The sequence below is a fragment of the Sphingomonas sp. ID1715 genome, from assembly GCF_013044515.1.
In the GTDB taxonomy this organism is placed as follows: Bacteria; Pseudomonadota; Alphaproteobacteria; order Sphingomonadales; family Sphingomonadaceae; genus Sphingomonas_B.
Genome location: NZ_JABEPR010000001.1, coordinates 438,873 through 457,319 on the forward strand (window position 1 = coordinate 438,873; position 18,447 = coordinate 457,319).

Sequence of the window (18,447 nt, forward strand, 5' to 3'; positions counted from 1 at the left end):
AATTGTTCTGTTCCCAGCGGCTAACTGACCGCAACCGGCGTCCCTAACGATTGCCCTGCTGATTCCAAGGCGGGCGGATCATCTTGATCAGCCCGGTCTCCAAACCTGCGGCACCATCAACGGGCAGCCCATTCCAAGACATCGCGGGAGGCCGGGCGATCAAGACTGTCACGCTCCGATCGGCGGCCAAGGCGCCGAGGATCAGCTGCTTAATTCTGGCACTCGTTCTCTGTCGTTCGTGGCCATAGACGTAATGCCCTAGACGGGTACGCAGACCGAAACGGGTCAAGCCAACATAATGAACAACGCCTTCCACTGCGAAGGCGTAGACGCCTGCATCTGTGGGAGCCTGTTCGGAATAGGCGAATGCACCATCGCCATTGAGACGGCACTCGCCCAAGAGATCAAAACCAGCATCGATAAGCCTTTGCATCGGCCACGGCTCCGGAGCGATGCTAACTGAACGTTCCTTGGGCCTGGCCGGCGAGCTTGGCACACCTGATTGCACAAGGACGTTTCGCACGTGCTGGTACCGAATTTCGAGGAACTGCGCGATCTCGGTTCGAGTGAACCCTGCAGCGGCCAATGCTCTGATCTTGTCAGACTTTGTAGTTAGCTGCTGGATTACGTCTTGGGGAAGCGCTCTCATCCCCAACTCGTTTCACCTTTCACTGGGCCAAGCTAGTCACTTTTCGCGGAACTGCTCGTGCGTCAGTGACGCCAGCAGCACCGCGATCAGGTGACGGCGGCCTTTCGCTGGGTTAGCAATCCTCATGGCCGCGCGTGCTCCGTCCCGAACTTCATCCCGCCGCACAAAAGCGCGAGGGTTTCGACCGTTCCGCTTCCTGCTGCGGCTGGTCGCCGGCTTTCTGCTGATCTCACTGGCCTGGGTGCTGATCTACCGCTTCGTGCCGCCGCCCTTCACCTTCACCATGGCCGGCGACACGCTTGGCGGGCGGAGCGTCGACAAGGACTGGATGAGCCTGGACCGGATCGACCCCGATATGGCGCGCGCCGTGATCGCCGCGGAGGACTCCAAATTCTGCTCGCATCACGGCTTCGACGTCGACGCGATCGCCGCGGCCGCGCTCCGCAATGCGAGCGGCGGCAAGGTGATCCGCGGCGGCTCGACGATCAGCCAGCAGACCGCGAAGAACGCCTTTCTGTGGCAAGGCGGCGGCTATTTCCGCAAGGCCCTCGAAGCCTGGTTCACCGTCCTGATCGAAGCGATCTGGGGCAAGCGCCGGATCATGGAAGTCTATCTGAACATCGCGGAGACCGGCATCGCCACCTATGGCGCGAACGCCGGCGCTCAGCGCTATTTCAAGCACGATGCCTCGCGCCTGAGCCCGGTCGAGGCATCGCGCATCGCCGCCGTCCTACCGCTCCCTAAAAGACGCGCCGGCGCCGCGCCCACTGGCTACACCCGTCGCTATGGCAATGCGATCCTGCGGCGGGCGGGGGTGGTGCGCCGCGAAGGGCTCGATGCGTGCGTGCGTTGAAGCGCGCCGGCGCGGCGCTCGCGGCGCTGTTTCTGCTGATCGCCGCCCTCCTCGCCATCAACGCCGCCCTGAACGCGCCGCAGCTCGCGCGCTTTGAGGACCTGCCGGAGCCCGCAGCCAGCCGCGATGTCGTCATCCGCCGCGACCGCTGGGGCGTGCCGCATGTGAAGGGGCGGACTGACGCCGACGCGGCCTTCGGCCTCGCCTATGCCCATGCGGAGGATGATTTCACCACCTTGCAGGAGGTGATGGCGGGCACGCGCGGTCGGCTGGGGGAGCTGACCGGCACCAAGGGCGCGGCGCAGGACTATGCCTATCACCTGCTCAACCCTCGCGCCGACGTGGAGCGCGGCTACGCGACGCGCCTTTCCCCCGAGGTGCGGGCGATAGTGGAGGCCTATGCCGAGGGGCTGAACCTCTACGCCGCCCGCCACCCTGAGGAGCGGCGGCTGCGCGGCCTGTTCCCGATCACGGGCAAGGACATCGTCACCGGCTTCGCCCTCACCTCCCCCTTCTTCTTCGGTCTCGACCACACGCTCGGCGCGCTGGTCGAGAACAAGCCGCTGCCGAACGACAGCGGCTTCGAGCAGCCCAAGGGCTCCAACGCCTTCGCCGTCGCGCCCCGCCGATCGGACGATGGGGCGACGCGGCTGATCATCAACTCGCACCAGCCCTGGACGGGACCGGTCGCCTGGTATGAAGCGCATGTGACCAGCGACAGCGGTTGGGACATGGCAGGCGGACTGTTCCCAATCGCCCCCTTCCCGCTGCTCGGCCACAATGCCACGCTCGGCTGGGCGAACACCGTCAACCGGCCCGATCTGGTGGACGTGTATCGGCTGAAGCCGGTCGATGGCGGCTACCGCTTCGACGGCCGCACACTGCCGCTGCAAAGCCGTCGCGTGTGGCTGAAAGTGCGTTTCGGCCCCTTCGTGTTGCCGGTGCCGCGAACCGTCTACCGCTCCGTCCATGGTCCTGCCATCCGCAACGACGCCGGTGCCTTCGCGATCCGCTATGGCGGCATCGGCGAGATCGCCCAGGTCGAGCAATATTACCGCCTCACCAAGGCGCGCAGCTATGCCGAGTGGCTGGCGGCAATGCGCATGGGCGCGGTGCCAGCCACCAACTTCATCTATGCCGACGCGACCGGCCGCATCGCCTTTTTCTACAATGCGCGCTTTCCGGAGCGGGTCCCGGGTTTCGACTGGCGGCACATCCTGCCGGGCGACACCAGCCAGACGCTGTGGCGGCGTGCTCTGCCCTTCGACGCCGCGCCGCAGCTGGTCGACCCGCCGAGCGGCTATCTGGTCAATGCCAACAACGCGCCCTGGCTGGCGACCGACGCCGCATCCAACCTGAAGCGGGAAGCCTATTCGCCGCTGCTCGGCGTCGAAGAGAATGTCACCAACCGAGCGTTGCGGGCAACGGACCTCCTCTCGCGGATGCCGCGCATTTCCGCCGACGCCCTGTGGCGGGTGAAGATGGACACGGGCTATGACCCGCGCTCCTATGAGCGGCGCTATGTCGCCGCCGTCCTGGCGCTGGACCTGCGCAACGCTCCGGAGCTCGCCCGGGCCCAGCGCCTGCTCGCCACCTGGGACGGCACGCTCGACGGGCGCGGCGCCGCCGATGCCCTCGCCCTGCTCGTCATCAAATATCCGTTCCGCGCGCTCTACCGCAACGAAGCGCCGCCGCCGCCGCGCGAGGCGATCGAGGATGCCGTAAAGCGGCTCACCACCGGCTTCGGACGGCTCGATCCGCCGCTCACCTCGCTGGTGCGCCTGCGGCGCGGGAACAAGGATTTGCCGCTGACCGGCGGCCCCGGCGCGCTGCGGGCGATCTACACGGAATGGAGCGATGATGGCCGCCTGTCCGCCAATCTCGGCGACAGCTTCATCATGAACGTAACCTGGGACCGCGCCGGCCGTCTCTCGGCGACCAGCATCCACCAATATGGCGCCGCGACGAGCCGTCCGGCCTCGCCCCATTACAGCGATCAGGCGCCGCTCTTCGCGCGCGAGGCGATGAAGCCGGCGTGGTTCTCGGAAGCGGAACTGGCGCCCAACATTGCCTGCAGCTACCGCCCCGGCCAGCGCCGCCCCTGCTGATCCAGATCAGCGACAATCGCAGGAACTCCGCCACCCTCCGCGCGTTTTGTGTCCCGCGTAAGACTGTGGGGCATTTATGGCTTGGTATCGTCTCTATCATCTCGGTTCGGACGGGCAGCATGTGGCGCCCGAGGAAGTCGAAGCGCAGGACGATCTGAGCGCGGTGCGCAAGGCGCGGACCGTGCCGAACGGCTTCGGCGCGGAGCTCTTTCATGGCCGCCGCAAGATCGCCGACGTGCCGCCGACCGTGCTGCACCGCCAGATGGGGCGGCAAGTGGGCCTGTTCGGCGCCTGAGCCGCTTGCGTTCCGGGATGTTCCACTAACCGCTTGACCGTTACGCCTGCGCGTCATAGACGTTCCGCATTCGTTCTGCGGAGGTCCTGGCGGTGTTGACGCGCAAGCAACATGAACTGCTCTGCTTCATCCACGATCGTCTCGCGGAAAGCGGCGTCTCGCCTTCCTTCGAAGAGATGAAGGACGCGCTCGACCTGAAGTCGAAATCGGGCGTGCACCGGCTGATCTCGGCGCTTGAGGAACGGCAGTTCATCCGCCGCCTACCCAATCGCGCCCGCGCGCTCGAAGTGATGCGCATGCCCGAAAGCGCGGAACGCAAGGTCGTGCCGATTGCCAAGCCGAAGGTACCGGTGCCGGTCGCGGCCAACGAGAATGTCCTCGAAATCCCACTGCACGGCCGCATCGCCGCCGGTGCGCCGATCGAAGCGCTGGAGGGGCAGAGCAGCCTGTCCGTGCCAGCCGCCCTGCTCGGCCCCGGCGAACATTACGCCCTGGAAGTCGCCGGCGACTCCATGGTCGAAGCCGGAATCCTCGACGGCGACTATGCGCTCATCCGCCGCGCCGAAACGGCCCGCGACGGCCAGATCGTCGTTGCCCTGGTCGACGACGCCGAAGCCACCCTCAAATATTTCCGCCGCGAAGGCGCCATGGTCCGCCTCGACCCCGCCAACCGCGCCTACGACCCCCAACGCTACACCCCGAACCGCGTGCGCGTGCAGGGATGCCTGGCGGGACTGCTGCGGCGGTATTGAAGGGCGTTGTGACGAGGAGGCGGAACGTCCGCTAAGGGCGGATAGCGGACGTTGCGGTTTTCGATCCATTCCAAGCTCCTACTTGGCTTGAGACGGACCAAGAACTACCGTGCTTTTCGCAACAGGGATGTGGACCAGAATGCGAGTTTGGCAGAGGCACGTCATTGGCTTTGTCGCGCCGGTAATCGTAGCTGGAACCGTGTTCGCCTTGGCTCCGGAGTATGACGCACCAGAGTGGATGATCACCACTGCGGCCCTGGGTGTCATTATCGCGATCTGCTATGGCACTGTCGGCTTGTTCCAGTGGATGCATCAGCGACAGAACCATACTCAGGTATCTGCAACTCTTATCGCAGTGACGGTTCTCGGCCCCGTTCTAGCGTTCGCTTTTCAAGCCCAGGCTTGGTTCCTCACCCTTCCATTGGGTCCGGCAGCTGTAGGTATTTTCCTTAGTGGCTACTTTGGGCGAATGCATAGCAGCAACAAGCTCAATCCAGGGGCTAAAGCCGCCGCTCCGGCTCTACCTACATGGGCAGCCATTCCCCTCGTTTTGCTGTTGATGTCAGCAATGGCATACTCGTTCGCGAACGGAAGTTTTGACCTGCTGATTAAGGTGATCGCGCCGATAGCACTTGCGATTGGGTTCCTAGCGGTTGGCGTTCACAATATCACTCGCAAGCTTCGAGGCCGCATCTCGGGCTAGGTTGCAGCCGATAGAAATTGCGAAGCGCGTCGCTGCTGACGGTAAGGCGGAATGTCCGCCATGGGTCGTAAGCCGACATTCATTGTGAAGTAAGGCTGTCCTACAGGGCGCCTCATGTGCGAGGCTTAGTGGAGCTCTTTTCCATCGTTGAATATGGTCGACGGCTTTGACGAGCAGTATTGGTGCGCTGTCCGTCGCTCCGCGACGGGATCCATGGTCACTGGGAACATTCGTGACCTTTCACTCCGCCCGGCCTGCCACATCGGTTCGCCCCCAGCTTCTCTTGCCCCGGGCCGGTTCCAAGAGTTGGTGCCTGCACTGGCCGGGCCCAAGGGTGTCGATCGCCGGTCGCGTTTGTTACCCGTATCACCGGCGCCGAGCCGAACACGATCGCCACGCCACCCGTTCGGCTCAGCATCGGCTTGTCCAGCTTCAGCCACTTCGGCTTGCAAGTGCGCGGGAGGCGGCGGTCGCTGACGACGATGTCGGCGGCGGCGCAGGCGCGGTTCATCGTTTCGATCGGGACCAGATAGGCGCTGCGCGTGGCGAGGATCTGCCATCGGCGGCCGTCGCGCACGAGCGTCGCCCGGCAGGTATCGGCGGTGCAGGCCGCGCCGGGGAGCGCGTCGAGATCGGACAGGTCGTCGTCCATGCCGGCGGCTTCGGCGAGCATGGTGCGCACGAACTCCCTGGCCTTGGGGCGTAGCAGCGCATAGCCGCCGTCGCCCGTCCGCAGTGCCAGGTGCCTGCCGTCCGAGGTGACGAGCAGGTCCGGCGCGGGGGTTGCGAGCGCCCAGGCCGCGCCGGCCGCGAACGGCAGCGCGCCGGCCCAGCGCAGGCGGCTCCGCCACAGGCACGCCCACAATCCGCCGCCGACGATCAGCGCGAAGGCGCCGGTCGGCCAGCTCGGCAGCATCGCCACCGCGCCGGGCGCATGACCGGCCGTGTGCGCGATCCAGAGCAGCAGCGCGATGCTCTTGCCCCCCAGCCACCAGAAAGGGCCACCCAGGCCAAACAGATCGAAAACCAGCGCGAGCAGCTCGATCGGCATCACGATGAAGGTCGTGATCGGGATCGCGAAGATGTTGGCGACGGCGCCGTACAGCCCCTCCTTGTGGAAGTGGAACAGCGCGATCGGCGCCAGCGCCAGCTCGACGGCCAAGCCGCTCAGCAGCAGCGAAGCGGCGTTGCGCCCGAGCCGGAGCAACGGCCCTTCTTCGCGCGCCGCCATGAAGGCACGCATGCGGGGATGCTCGTGCAGCGCCACGATCGCGACCACGGCCGCAAAGCTCAGCTGGAAGCTGGGGCCGACCAAGGCCTCCGGCCAGATCAGCAGCACGATCAGCGCGCCCGCCGCAACCAGGCGAAGGGTCAGCGCCTCGCGCCCGATCGCCATCCCGGCGAGCACCAGCAGCGCGGCGACGCAGGCACGCACGGTCGGCACTTCCGCGCCGCTGAGCAGGGTGTAGGCGATGCCGGTGACAGCGCCCGCTCCCGCCGCGATCAGCATCAGCGGCCAGCGCAGCGCCAGCGTCGGGCTGAGGGCGAGCAGGCGCAGCGTGAGGAACATGGCCGCCGCCACCGCCGCGCTGATGTGCAGCCCGCTGACGGACAGGAGGTGCGCGAGGCCCGAGCGGCGCATCGCCTCTGCATCGGCCTCGCTGACATTGCCCTGATCGCCGGTGACGAGCGCCACCGCGATACCGGCGGCGCCGGAGGGTGCCCGCTCCCGAATGTGCGCACCGATCCGGTCGCGTACCGAGCCGCCGCTCGGCGAGGCGGAGACGCGTTCGACCCGGCCAAGCGCCTTGCCTGTCGCGCCGAGTTGCTGGAACCAGGCGGCGCGCGCAAAGTCGTAGCCGCCGGGCAGCGACGCGCCGGGCGGCGGCATCAGCCGCGCGCGCAGCTGCAGCCGATCGCCGCGCGCAAGGATCGGCGGCGCGTCGGCACTGGCGATGTTGACGCGTAGCCGCGGCGGCAGGTCGGGCGCGTTCAGCGGCCGCAGGACGGCGCGCACGCTGTCCTTCGCCGCGAGCTGCTGCACCCGCTCCACATCGGCGGTGAAGGTCGCGATCGCCGGGCGCTGCAGCACCGGTGCAGAGACAAGCTCCGCCTTCGCCCAGACCAGCCCGCAGCCGAGCGCGATCGCCACGCCCGCGACGATCAGCGCCGTCCCCGCCCGCCGCGCCAGTCCGATCGCGACTCCGCCTAGCGCCAGAGCGAAGCCGACGGTGATCAATGCCATCCACGCCGGCTCATTCGGCAGCAGGAACCAGCCGGCGATCCCGACGCCCAGCATCACCGGCAGCCAGAGCGGCAGCTGCTCCCGCTCCTGCTCCAGCCAGCGCTCCACGGCAGCGCCGATCCGGGCGAGCGGAGACCCTCTTCCGTGCGGGCCGAAGGCCATGCTAGGGGCGCTCGCACCTGAGATCATGTCAGCTACAGCGTAAGGAGCATCAGCGCGTGAGCGCAAGCAGCGTCGTCACTCGTTTTGCCCCTTCGCCGACGGGCTTTCTGCACATCGGCGGCGCGCGCACGGCGCTGTTCAACCTGCTCTTCGCCCGTCACCATGGCGGCAAATTCCGGTTGCGCATCGAGGACACCGACAAGGCGCGCTCCACTCAGGCGGCGATCGACGCCATTCTGGACGGCATGAGCTGGCTCGACCTGAACTGGGACGACGAGGTCGTCTATCAGTCTCAGCGCGCCGCACGACATGTCGAAGTGGCCGAGGCGCTGCTGGCGAACGGCCATGCCTATCGTTGCTATGCGACGCCGGAGGAACTCGCCGAGCTGCGCGAGCAGCAGCGCGCGGCCAGGCAGCCGCTGCGCTATGACGGGCGGTGGCGGGATCGCGAAGGCGGGCCTGAGCAGGAGGGCAAGCCCTTTGCCGTGCGGCTGCGCGCGCAGACGGAAGGCGAGACGGCGATCGACGATCTCGTCCAGGGCCGCGTCATCGTGCAGAACAGCGAGCTGGACGACATGATCCTGCTCCGTTCCGACGGCACGCCGACCTATATGCTCGCGGTGGTCGTCGACGATCATGACATGGGCGTCACCCATGTGATCCGCGGTGACGACCATCTGAACAACGCCTTCCGCCAGCTCGGGATCATCAAGGCGATGGGCTGGCCGGAGCCTGCCTATGCGCACATTCCGCTGATCCATGGGTCGGACGGCGCCAAGCTGTCGAAGCGCCACGGCGCACTGGGCGTCGACGCCTATCGCGACGAACTCGGCATGCTGCCGGAGGCGGTGAACAACTATCTGCTGCGGCTCGGCTGGGGCCATGGCGACGACGAGATCATCTCGCGCGAGCAAGCGGTGGAGTGGTTCGACATCGGTGGCGTCGGCCGTTCGCCCTCCCGCTTCGACCTGAAGAAGCTGGAGAATCTGAACGGCCATTATCTGCGCGAGGCGGCTGATGACCGGCTGGCGGAGCTCGTCGCGCCGCGGGTCGAGCGGCTGATCGGGCATGCGCCGGATCGCGCCTTGCTCGCCCGCGCCATGCCGGAGCTGAAGCCGCGCGCGAAGACGCTCGACGAGATCGCCGACGGTGCCTTGTTCCTGTTCGCGGAGCGCCCGCTGGCTCTCGACGACAAGGCCGCCGCCCTGCTAGATGCCCGTGCGCAAGCGCTGTTGGGACAAACCCGCGACGCGCTCGCCGCCATTTCCGAATGGTCGGGCGAGGCGATCGAAGCGGCGGTGCGGCAGGTCGCGGAGAGTGCCGGTATTGGCCTCGGAAAGGTCGCGCAGCCGCTGCGCGCCGCCCTCACCGGGCGGACCACCTCTCCGGGCATATTCGACGTGTTGGTCCTGCTGGGACGCGAAGAGTCGCTCGTGCGGCTCGGCGACCAGAGCGGGCAGGCAAAGAACGTGCACGCGCACGCGATTGAGGAGCAGTGACGAATGAGTGACATGGCAAAGCTGGCGCTCGGGGGGGCGGACACCCAGTTCCCGGTAATGAAGGGTTCGGTCGGCCCCGATGTGGTCGATATCCGCAAGCTCTACGCGCAGACCGGCGCCTTCACCTATGATCCGGGCTTCACCTCGACCGCGAGCTGCGAGTCCAAGATCACCTATATCGATGGCGACGAAGGCATCCTCCTTCATCGCGGCTATCCCATCCATCAGCTCGCCGAACAGTCGAGCTTCATGGAAGTTTGCTATCTGCTCCTGAACGGCGAGCTGCCCAAGCAGAACGAGCTCACCACCTTCACGCGTACGATCAGCCGCCACACCATGCTGCACGAGCAGCTGGCGACCTTCTACCGCGGCTTCCGGCGTGACGCCCACCCGATGGCGATCATGTGCGGCGTCGTCGGCGCGCTCTCCGCCTTCTACCATGATTCGACGGACATCACCGATCCGCAGCAGCGGATGATCGCCAGCCACCGGCTGATCGCGAAGATGCCGACCATCGCGGCGATGGCATATAAATATTCGGTCGGGCAGCCTTTCCTCTATCCGGACAACTCGCTGAGCTATGCGGGCAATTTCCTGCGCATGACGTTCGGCGTGCCGGCCGAACCCTATGAAGTGGTGCCGGCGGTCGAGCGGGCGATGGACCGGATCTTCATCCTGCACGCCGATCACGAGCAGAACGCATCGACCTCGACCGTTCGCCTGGCCGGGTCTTCGGGTGCCAATCCGTTCGCCTGTATCGCCGCGGGCATCGCCTGCCTTTGGGGTCCCGCGCATGGCGGCGCCAATGAAGCCGCGCTCAACATGCTTCGCGAGATCGGTACGCCCGACAAGATCCCGCACTATATCGAGCGGGCGAAGGACAAGAACGATCCCTTCCGCCTGATGGGCTTTGGGCACCGGGTCTACAAGAATTACGATCCGCGCGCGACCGTGATGCAGAAGACGGTGCGCGAGGTGTTCGAGGCGCTGAAGGTCAACGACCCCCTGTTCGAAACCGCGTTGCGGCTCGAGGAACTGGCGCTGAAGGACGATTATTTCATCGAGAAGAAGCTGTTCCCGAACGTCGACTTTTATTCAGGCGTGATCCTGTCGGCGATCGGCTTCCCGACATCGATGTTCACCGCCCTGTTCGCGCTTGCCCGCACCGTCGGCTGGATCGCCCAGTGGAACGAGATGATCACCGATCCCGACCAGAAGATCGGCCGCCCGCGTCAGCTCTACACCGGTCCGACGCAGCGGGACTATGTTCCGATCGGCCAGCGCTAAGGCCGGCCTGTTCGCAGTCGCCCTGGCGGGCGGCTGCGGCGGCCAGGCGGCTGGACCGGCCTCCGCCGGAGCCCCTTTCGACCCTTTGGTCTTCTTCGCGGGTCGCACCGCCGGCGAAGGCGAACTCAAGATCCTGTTCAAGGCCGCCCAGCCCATCCGGGTCCAAGGCCAGGGTCGCGTCGAGCCGGACGGCACGCTCGTCCTCGACCAGCAGGTCCGCCGCGGCGATCGCCCTGTGGAGCGCCGCCAGTGGCGCATGCGCCAGCTGGCGCCGGGCCGTTATCGCGGCACCTTGACCGATGCCTCAGGCCCGGTCGAGATCGAGAGCAAGGGATCCTTGCTGGCGATCCGTTATGCGATGAAGGGCGGCATGGAAGTGCGGCAAACCTTGTCCCTCGACCGCGCGGGCAGAACGGCTGCTAACCGCATGACGATCAGCAAGTTCGGGGTGGCCGTCGCGCATCTGAACGAGACCATCCGCAAGGTCGATTAGGCGCCCGAGGGGAGCACCAGCGTGAAGCGCGCGCCCTCACCCGGCGCGCTGTCGAGCAGGATCTCGCCGTCCATCGCCCGGGCAAGGCGGCGGGCGATGTAGAGGCCGAGACCGCTGCCGCCATCGGACTGGTCGAGCCGCGTGAATTTGTCGAAGATGCGTGCCTGGTCGATGCGGGCAATCCCCTGCCCCTGATCCGCCACCACGATGAGCGTACGGCTGCCCTGGACCTCGCCGCGCAGCCAGATGGCCGCATCGTCGGGCGAATGACGAATGGCATTGCCGATCAGGTTGACGAGGATCTGGAGCACGCGGCCGGCATCGCCAATCGCCGGCAGGGTCTCACCGGACGCCGGGCTGTCGATGCGGACGCCGCGCGCGGCGGCGCGGACCTTCAACAGGCCGGCGGCGCGGCGCGCCAGTTCGGCAAGGTCGATCTCGTCGCGGCGCGGACGGAAATCCTCGCGCTCGATGGCCTGCAGATCGACCAGGTCGCCGACGACGCCGAGCAGGTGACGGCCGGCGCTCGCGATATCCTGCGCATAGTCGGCATAGTCGCGGCGGATCGGTCCCTCGGCCTGTGCACCGATATTCTCCGCCTGCTCGACGATGCGCGAGAGCGGGTCGCGCAACGCCTTTTCGAGACGCGCGCCGAGCGCATCGACCTTCCCGCCTTCTTCGGCCGGAGCCGGCGCAGACGTGTCGGTGCGGAAGGCGCTGCCGCGATAGCCCGCAAAGCGGCCGCCGCCATCGACCAGCGGCAGTCCAGTCAGACGGACTCGTTCACCGGTGGTGCGGACCAGGGCTTCCTGCCCATCGAACCGCGCGCGTGCGGCAAGCGCCTCCAGAATGGGCATGCCTTCGCCCGCATCGACGAACTGGAAATAGCGGCTGAGCGGCTGACCCATGGCGTCGTTGGCCTCACTGCCGAGGGCAGTCAGGCGCAGCGCCGGGTCGGTTTCCCATAGCCAGTCGCCGCGCGCGCGCATGAAGTCATGGACGCGGTCGCCAGCGCCCTCGCCGCCCTTCGCCGGCCGGCGCGCCCAGCCGCCGATCGAGAGAGCAACCCCTTCCTCGTCCGGCCGCGCCTCGACCCAGAGGTCAAGATCGTCGGCGCCTTCGGCCGCGATCACGCAGCGGGAGACCAGGATGCCCAGGCGCTGCGCCAGCCGCGCCAGCGTGGCGATCTGCGGAACGGCGATGGCGTCGCCGAGCGTCCCGCCCGCGGCTTCCTGCAGCCGCGCGAGCGGTGCTTCGGCCTCGACCAGCCTGCCCTCGCGATCGATCCTGCCATGCGCGAGACTGCTCACCGCGACCGCCGTTCCCGGCCAATGTCGACAATGGCTTCGCGAAACGCCCGGTCCAGCTGCCATGGCCGGATCGCCTCACGCGCGGCGGCCACGTCGAGATCGAGAAAGTCGTTGACCCGCTCCTCGAGCTTCATGTCGCCGAGCCCGTTCACCGCCGCCATCTGGAGCAAGATCGGCGCGGCGACCTGGGTCGGCGTCTCGACCGCCCTGAGCAGCACCGCGAGCGCTCCGAGCGAAGGGTCGGCAGCGAGCAGGAAGGCGGGTCCGAAGTCGAGACGCGCGCGCACTGCGAGCATCGCCACGAACAGGCTGAACCGACCTGCCTGGAAGAGCTCGAGCAGCAACAGGTCGTCGCCCCGCACCGCCAAGGCCAGCCGCATGGCAAGCGCGGCAAGGCTGCGGCCCTCGTCATGCGCCGCCAGCCGCTCGCCGACGACAGCCGCGAGCGCATCATCGCGCAGCGGGCCGGAAAGTGCCGAAGAGCGCTCAAGATAATCGCGCAGCGCCGCGGCGGCGCGCCACAGCAGGCGGTGGAGCAGATCGGCCGGGAGATCGGCCAGAGCGAAGCGCGGCGCGCCCATGTCGCCGAAGCGGCGCGCCTCGGCGGCGAGCAGGCTCGCTTCGAGTTCGACCGGAGCATCGAGGCGCACCGCCGCCCCTTCGGCAGGGCGGAGTTCGGCAACGCGGCGGATCGTCTGTCCGATCCGGCATTCTTCCGATCGCGTGAGCAGCAGGCCGATCAAATCGCGGTCGCGCAGCACGCCTGCCCGGTCGAAGATGGGCCTTAGAATGGGGATCCGCTCTACCTCCAGCACCGGTGGTGCATCGGGGCCCAAGCGTGAAGCAAGCGCCAGGCGCACATCTCGCTCAAGTTCCTGCACCAGTCCGTCGAGCATCTGGGCCATGGCCGCGCGCTGGCTGTCGGTGGGCCGCACGAAATCGGGCAGGAACAGGTCGTGGAGGGCGGCGGTCAGACGCGCATCCGCCTGGCGCGCAACCTGGGCGGCGTCGGCAAGCAGCCGATCCGGTCCGCTGGGCGCAGCCTCGCCCCCTTCCAGCGCGCTCAAGGCCATGGTGGACCACTTAAAAACCAGGTGTGAAGGACGCGTTAAGTGTGCGCTTGGCGTCGGCGCGACTGGGCCATAGAGCAGGTCCGATTGCAAGAGGGCCCGGGCGGAATGAAGCATCGACTGCTTTCTCTGGTGCCGATCATCATGCTCGCGGCCTGCGGGGGGTCGGAGCCGGAGGGCCCGATCCGCGTCAGCGTCATCGGCGGCCCGCCGACCCTCGTCGACCCGAACCGCAAGGCGCCGGACGCGACGCAGCAGGCGCTGCTGGGCGCCGTGGCGGAGCCGCTCGTTACCTATGATGAAACCGGACAGGTTGCGCCCGCGCTCGCCCAGCGCTGGATCGTGACAAGCGACGGCCTCAGCGCCATCTTCCGCCTGCGTCGGGCCGCGTGGTCGAGCGGGAGCGAGGTGACCTCGCAGGATGTCGCGCGGCGCATGCGGGCGATGCTCGCCCCCGCCAGCCGCAATCCGCTCCGCATCGCCTTCGACTCGATCGAGGAAATCAATCCGACCACGCCCGACGTGATCGAGTTCCGCCTGACCACGCCGCGCCCCCCTCTGTTCGAGCTGCTCGCCCAGCCAGAAGCAGTCATGCTGTCGCGCAGCCTGGAAGGCACCGGCCCGTTCCGGATCGCGGAGCGGCAAGGCGATATGCTGCGCCTGAAGCCTCGCGAGGCCGCGCCCGGCGGTGCTCCGGCCGCTGCCGATCATGACATCGAACTTCGCGGCGAACGAGCCGCCCGTGCCATCGTTCGTTTCACCCGCGGCGAAGCCGACCTGGTGCTCGGTGGCACCTATGCCGACTGGCCGCTGATCGCATTCGCAAAGCCGCAGAACCGTGCGGTGAGGCTCGATCCGGCCGAGGGATTGTTCGGCCTCCTCGTGCAAAATGCCGACGGGTTTCTCGCCGACCCGATCAAACGCCAGGCGCTGGCCATGGCAATCGACCGAGATGCGATGCTGGCGGCCCTCGATGCGCCCGGCTGGACCGGCGTGCTGGCGGTCCTGCCACAACGCTATCGCTCGGCGGCCGACCCTGCCCTCCCCCTCTGGGCGGCGCTGGACATTGCCGGACGGATTGAAGAGGCGCGGCGGCGGGTTGCCGCCTGGCGTGCCGCTCACCCCGAAGGCGTGACGGTTCGGCTGTTTCTGCCCGATGGACCCGGCAGCACCCTTCTTTACGGCCGACTTGCGGCCGACTGGCGGCGGATCGGTGTGGAGACGATCCGGACCGGCGCGAACGAGGCCGATCTGCGCCTGGTCGATCGTGTGGCGCCCGCCGGCAGCGCCTTATGGTATCTGGCAACCATCGCCTGCCCCGCGCGAACAGCCTGCGCCGAAGATGCAGTCGCGGCGCTCGACGCCGCCCGCAAGTCGCAATCGCTGGCTGAGCGCGGGGTGCAGCTCGCCACCGCCGACCGCGCGATCGCCGATGCGGGCTTTTGGGTTCCCCTTGCCCGCCCGCTCCGCTGGTCGCTGGTCAGCCCGCGACTGAACCTATTCAAGGAGAATGCGCGCGCCCTGCACCCGCTCACGCGGCTGCACGACGAGCGGCGCTAGGCAAGCGGCCCGAGGCTTCCCATCTAATCCTTTGAAGGAGATGCGGATGGCCAGTCGTTATCGGGATGCGGAGCGGATCGCGCGCAGCCTGCCGTTGGCGCCCGGAGCAGCGGGTGTACGCAGACGCGTCGAGGCAGTGGAGCGATTGCTCGAGGGCCTGTTCACCATTCCGGGCACCAAGCGTCAGTTCGGTCTCGACGTGATCCTCGACCTCGTGCCCGGCGTCGGCAGCGTCGCCGCCGGCGGGCTCGGCGCCTGGATGCTGTGGGAAGCGCGCAACCTGGGCATGTCGAAATGGCAGATGGCCCGGATGGGCGCGAATGTCGGCATCGACACACTGCTGGGCATGATTCCGTTCATCGGTGCGGTGCCGGACTTCTTCTTCCGGTCGAACACGCGCAACCTGCGGATCATCAAGCGCCATCTCGACCGCCACCATCCGGAGACGGTGACGCTGGACGGCCTCAGCCGCAGCGGGCGGAGATGACCTTGCCGGCGGCGTCGACTTCGATGTTGAGCCGCTCGGCGACATAGTCCATCGAGACCATCTGGCCGGGCTGGATCACTCGCACGGACGTTGCCCCTGACGCATCGCGCGCACGAGTGGTCAGCGCCTCATCGAGCGTGGCGCCGATCAGGAATTTCAGATCCGAAGCGTCGCAGCCTTCCATGGCAGGCGGTGTAGCGAGCTGCGGCCGCGCCGTCTTCGTCTTCTCGGCGAAACTCGGCGCGCCGAACAATAGCGCGATGAGGAGCAGCTTGGTCATAGGCTCGCAAAGTCCAGTCCGATATCGGCGGCCGGCGCGGACTGGGTGATCCGCCCGACCGAGATGAAGTCGACGCCCGTTTCGGCAATGGCCCGGATCGTGTCCAGCCGCACGCCACCCGAGGCCTCCGTCGGCACCCGTCCGCCGACCAATGTGACCGCGCCGCGCAGCGTGGCAGGCTCCATATTGTCGAGCAGCAACCGGGTCGTGCCGGCCGCCAGTGCTGGCTCGATCTGGTCGATCCGATCGACTTCGACGATGATCTCGGCAATGCCGGCCGCGCGGGCGCGGCGGACCGCCTCGGCGACTCCGCCGGCGACCGCGACATGATTGTCCTTGATCATCGCCGCGTCCCACAGGCCCATACGGTGATTGGCGGCGCCGCCCATCCGCGTTGCATATTTCTCCAGCACCCGCAGGCCGGGAATGGTCTTGCGCGTGTCGAGCAGGGTCGCACCGGTGCCGGCAATCGCATCCACATAGGCGCGCGTGAGTGTCGCGATGCCGGACAGATGCTGGACCGTATTCAGCGCCGACCGCTCCGCCGTCAGCATGGCGCGAGCCCGGCCCCGCAGCCGCATCAGGTCGGTCCCAGCGGCGACGCGCTGCCCGTCATCAACGAGCATCTCGATCTCGACGTCCGGATCGAGTGCCCGGAAGAACCCTGCCGCGATCGACAGCCCCGCGACCACGATCGGATCGCGACTGTCCATCACGCCTTCGAACCGCAGATCGGCCGGGATCACCGCTTCGGAGGTGATGTCCTTGCCCGAGCCCAGATCTTCCGCCAGCGTCGCCTGGACGAACGCCCCCAGATCGAAGCCATCCAGCCGCAGCTCACTCACCGGTGACGCGTACCGGACCGAGGTCGCCCATGCCGACGGTGCCGCTGGCCATCGCCAGCATGCGGTCGAGGCTGGTCTTGGCCTTGAGGCGCAGCTCTTCGTCCAGTTCGATGCGCGGCTCCAGGTCGCGCAACGCGATGTAGAGCTTTTCCATCGTGTTGAGCGCCATGTACGGACAGATGTTGCAGTTGCAGTTGCCGTCCGCGCCCGGCGCGCCGATGAAATCCTTGTCCGGCACCGCCTTCTGCATCTGATGGATGATGTGCGGCTCGGTGGCGACGATCACCGTCTGCGCGTCCGACTTTTTGGCGACCTCGAGGATCGCACTGGTCGAGCCGACGAAATCCGCATGGTCGAGCAGGTGCGGCGGGCACTCCGGATGGGCCAGGATCGGCGCGTCCGGGTGCTGCGCCTTGAGCTTCAGCAACTCGGTCTCGGAAAAGGCTTCGTGCACGATGCATACACCCGGCCACAGCAGCAGCTCGCGCCCCGTCTTGCGCGCCAGATAGCCGCCGAGATTTCGGTCGGGGCCGAAGATGATCTTCTGGTCCTTCGGGATCTGCGACAGAATCTTCTCGGCGGAGGAAGAGGTCACGATCACGTCCGACAGCGCCTTCACTGCCGCAGAGCAGTTGATGTAGGTGAGCGCGATATGGTCGGGGTGCTCGGCCCGGAAGGCGGCAAAGCGTTCCGGCGGGCAACTGTCCTCGAGGCTGCAGCCCGCGTCCATGTCTGGCAGCACGACGATCTTTTCGGGTGAAAGAATCTTCGCGGTCTCGGCCATGAAGCGCACGCCGCAGAATGCGATCACGTCCGCATCGGTCTCCTGCGCCTTGCGGCTCAGCTCGAGCGAGTCACCGACGAAATCGGCGAGGTCCTGGAGCTCCGGCTTCTGATAATAATGCGCGAGGATGACGGCATTGCGCTCCTGGCGCAGCCGATCAATCTCAGCCCTTAGGTCCAGGCCGGTCAGCTTTCCGCCGATGCCGCCGCGTGCGTCCATGTGTCTCGCCTTCCTCAGCTCCGTAGAAAGGCAAATGGATAGCTATCGGCCGGTGATCAAGCGGCCTTTTGACGGGGGCGGATAGTTCGACGGCGGGATCGAAGCGCCCGGGCTGTTCGCGGCGACCGCTTCGGCCAGTCTGGCGGCCGCAGGGCTGCGCCCGATAAGCTCCATCGAGGCAAAGGTGGCAAGCATCACGCCGACACCCCAGAACCAGGCCGGGTGCACCGAGCCATCGCGCCGACGATCGGCAATCATACCCGCCAACGGGAACAGCAGTCCAGGGGTGGCGGCGGCCAGTCCGGCGAACGGGACCAAGAGCGGCATCGGCAGCAGCCGGCCAAAGGCGGGGCCGAGCAGCATGCACATCCCGCACAGCATCAGGCGCCGGTGCCAATCTGACTTGCGACGAAGCCGGATCGCGGCGGTGACCAGTCCCGCAAAGACCAGCAGCGTTGCCGGGTCCATCACCAGGAAATAGGCCGGCGTGAAAAAGAAGGGCACGGTTCCATGCCGGACCATGCGCACGACAGTGCCGATGCCGATCGCGACGAGTGCCGGCACATAGAACGCTGCGATCCAGCCGAGCCGACGATGCAGCGCCACCGAGCCCGTCGCCACGAGTGCATTTTGCAGCAGATAGAAGAATATCCAGCCGAAGAAGCTGATCGCGTGCAGATGGACCGGCCAAGGCGAGGCAAAGGTCGACCGGCCCGCCGCCAACTGCACCGAAAACGCCGTCACCACGAGCAGCGTCATCACGACTGCAGCGCCGAAGAAAAAGCGCTCGTCGCCCTGGGTGCGGTTCTGAACCAAAGCAAGCATCGCCATGCCGTTTCCCCCGAA

The 18,447-nt window shown here is 67.0% G+C and carries 18 protein-coding genes; 10 read left to right on the forward strand and 8 right to left on the reverse strand.

Annotated features, from left to right (window positions below):
• Positions 1 to 43 precede the first annotated feature (43 nt).
• On the reverse strand, positions 44 to 433 hold the full coding sequence (locus HJG53_RS02145; protein ID WP_171127535.1) for a GIY-YIG nuclease family protein: 390 nt from the start codon (positions 431 to 433) through the stop codon (positions 44 to 46).
• 340 nt (positions 434 to 773) lie between these two features.
• On the opposite strand from HJG53_RS02145, the gene mtgA reads away from it, so the two are divergent.
• The 5 genes from mtgA (at position 774) to HJG53_RS02170 (ending at position 5,360) form a co-directional block, all read left to right on the forward strand.
• Complete coding sequence (mtgA, locus tag HJG53_RS02150; RefSeq protein WP_171127536.1) at positions 774 to 1,502, forward strand: monofunctional biosynthetic peptidoglycan transglycosylase; 729 nt, start codon at positions 774 to 776, stop codon at positions 1,500 to 1,502.
• The gene (locus HJG53_RS02155) at positions 1,490 to 3,610 is read left to right on the forward strand and encodes a penicillin acylase family protein (protein WP_171127537.1); all 2,121 of its coding nucleotides are present in this window, start codon (positions 1,490 to 1,492) and stop codon (positions 3,608 to 3,610) included. The genes mtgA and HJG53_RS02155 overlap by 13 nt, the downstream gene beginning before the upstream one ends.
• Positions 3,611 to 3,686: 76 nt before the next feature.
• Positions 3,687 to 3,905 (forward strand): hypothetical protein, encoded by a 219-nt coding sequence (locus HJG53_RS02160; RefSeq protein WP_171127538.1) that lies wholly within the window; start codon positions 3,687 to 3,689, stop codon positions 3,903 to 3,905.
• 92 nt (positions 3,906 to 3,997) lie between these two features.
• Positions 3,998 to 4,657, forward strand: a complete 660-nt coding sequence (gene lexA, locus HJG53_RS02165; protein ID WP_171127539.1) for a transcriptional repressor LexA — start codon at positions 3,998 to 4,000, stop codon at positions 4,655 to 4,657.
• Between the two features lie 238 nt (positions 4,658 to 4,895).
• Positions 4,896 to 5,360: a hypothetical protein gene (locus HJG53_RS02170; protein ID WP_171127540.1), complete on the forward strand. Its 465-nt coding sequence runs from the start codon at positions 4,896 to 4,898 to the stop codon at positions 5,358 to 5,360.
• Between the two features lie 217 nt (positions 5,361 to 5,577).
• Here the strand turns inward: HJG53_RS02170 and HJG53_RS02175 are convergent, their stop codons facing one another.
• Positions 5,578 to 7,767: a ComEC/Rec2 family competence protein gene (locus tag HJG53_RS02175; RefSeq protein ID WP_171127541.1), complete on the reverse strand. Its 2,190-nt coding sequence runs from the start codon at positions 7,765 to 7,767 to the stop codon at positions 5,578 to 5,580.
• 56 nt (positions 7,768 to 7,823) lie between these two features.
• On the opposite strand from HJG53_RS02175, the gene gltX reads away from it, so the two are divergent.
• Genes gltX through HJG53_RS02190 form a run of 3 tightly spaced genes read left to right on the forward strand, consistent with a single transcriptional unit; the run spans position 7,824 to position 11,046 of the window.
• Positions 7,824 to 9,266: a glutamate--tRNA ligase gene (gltX, locus tag HJG53_RS02180; RefSeq protein WP_171127542.1), complete on the forward strand. Its 1,443-nt coding sequence runs from the start codon at positions 7,824 to 7,826 to the stop codon at positions 9,264 to 9,266.
• A gap of 3 nt (positions 9,267 to 9,269) precedes the next feature.
• Entirely contained in the window at positions 9,270 to 10,553 is a 1,284-nt protein-coding gene (locus HJG53_RS02185; RefSeq protein WP_171127543.1) for a citrate synthase, read from the forward strand.
• Positions 10,531 to 11,046 carry a DUF3833 family protein gene (locus tag HJG53_RS02190; RefSeq protein WP_171127544.1) on the forward strand — a complete coding sequence of 172 codons (516 nt, stop codon included), beginning with the start codon at positions 10,531 to 10,533 and terminating at the stop codon, positions 11,044 to 11,046. The genes HJG53_RS02185 and HJG53_RS02190 overlap by 23 nt, the downstream gene beginning before the upstream one ends.
• Here HJG53_RS02190 and HJG53_RS02195 read toward each other — a convergent pair.
• Together HJG53_RS02195 and HJG53_RS02200 are read right to left on the reverse strand one after the other, a co-directional pair.
• The gene (locus HJG53_RS02195) at positions 11,043 to 12,356 is read right to left on the reverse strand and encodes a sensor histidine kinase (RefSeq protein WP_368039483.1); all 1,314 of its coding nucleotides are present in this window, start codon (positions 12,354 to 12,356) and stop codon (positions 11,043 to 11,045) included. The two genes, HJG53_RS02190 and HJG53_RS02195, sit on opposite strands and share 4 nt — an antisense overlap.
• Positions 12,353 to 13,429 (reverse strand): DUF2336 domain-containing protein, encoded by a 1,077-nt coding sequence (locus HJG53_RS02200; protein ID WP_171127546.1) that lies wholly within the window; start codon positions 13,427 to 13,429, stop codon positions 12,353 to 12,355. The genes HJG53_RS02195 and HJG53_RS02200 overlap by 4 nt, the downstream gene beginning before the upstream one ends.
• A gap of 105 nt (positions 13,430 to 13,534) precedes the next feature.
• Here HJG53_RS02200 and HJG53_RS02205 point away from each other — a divergent pair, with 105 nt between their 5' ends.
• Both HJG53_RS02205 and HJG53_RS02210 read left to right on the forward strand, forming a co-directional pair.
• Positions 13,535 to 14,986 (forward strand): ABC transporter substrate-binding protein, encoded by a 1,452-nt coding sequence (locus HJG53_RS02205; RefSeq protein ID WP_171127547.1) that lies wholly within the window; start codon positions 13,535 to 13,537, stop codon positions 14,984 to 14,986.
• A gap of 46 nt (positions 14,987 to 15,032) precedes the next feature.
• Positions 15,033 to 15,473 (forward strand): DUF4112 domain-containing protein, encoded by a 441-nt coding sequence (locus HJG53_RS02210; RefSeq protein ID WP_171127548.1) that lies wholly within the window; start codon positions 15,033 to 15,035, stop codon positions 15,471 to 15,473.
• On the opposite strand, the gene HJG53_RS02215 is transcribed toward HJG53_RS02210, so the two are convergent.
• Genes HJG53_RS02215 through HJG53_RS02230 form a run of 4 tightly spaced genes read right to left on the reverse strand, consistent with a single transcriptional unit; the run spans position 15,451 to position 18,432 of the window.
• Positions 15,451 to 15,753, reverse strand: coding sequence for an I78 family peptidase inhibitor (locus tag HJG53_RS02215; protein WP_171127549.1), 303 nt, complete (start codon positions 15,751 to 15,753; stop codon positions 15,451 to 15,453). The genes HJG53_RS02210 and HJG53_RS02215 overlap by 23 nt on opposite strands.
• Positions 15,750 to 16,598 carry a carboxylating nicotinate-nucleotide diphosphorylase gene (gene nadC, locus HJG53_RS02220; protein ID WP_368039484.1) on the reverse strand — a complete coding sequence of 283 codons (849 nt, stop codon included), beginning with the start codon at positions 16,596 to 16,598 and terminating at the stop codon, positions 15,750 to 15,752. The genes HJG53_RS02215 and nadC overlap by 4 nt, the downstream gene beginning before the upstream one ends.
• A complete protein-coding gene (gene nadA, locus HJG53_RS02225) occupies positions 16,591 to 17,601 on the reverse strand; it encodes a quinolinate synthase NadA (protein WP_171127550.1) in 1,011 nt (336 codons plus the stop codon). Before nadA ends, nadC begins: the two co-directional genes overlap by 8 nt.
• A gap of 42 nt (positions 17,602 to 17,643) precedes the next feature.
• The gene (locus HJG53_RS02230) at positions 17,644 to 18,432 is read right to left on the reverse strand and encodes a hypothetical protein (RefSeq protein ID WP_254447473.1); all 789 of its coding nucleotides are present in this window, start codon (positions 18,430 to 18,432) and stop codon (positions 17,644 to 17,646) included.
• Positions 18,433 to 18,447 lie beyond the last annotated feature (15 nt).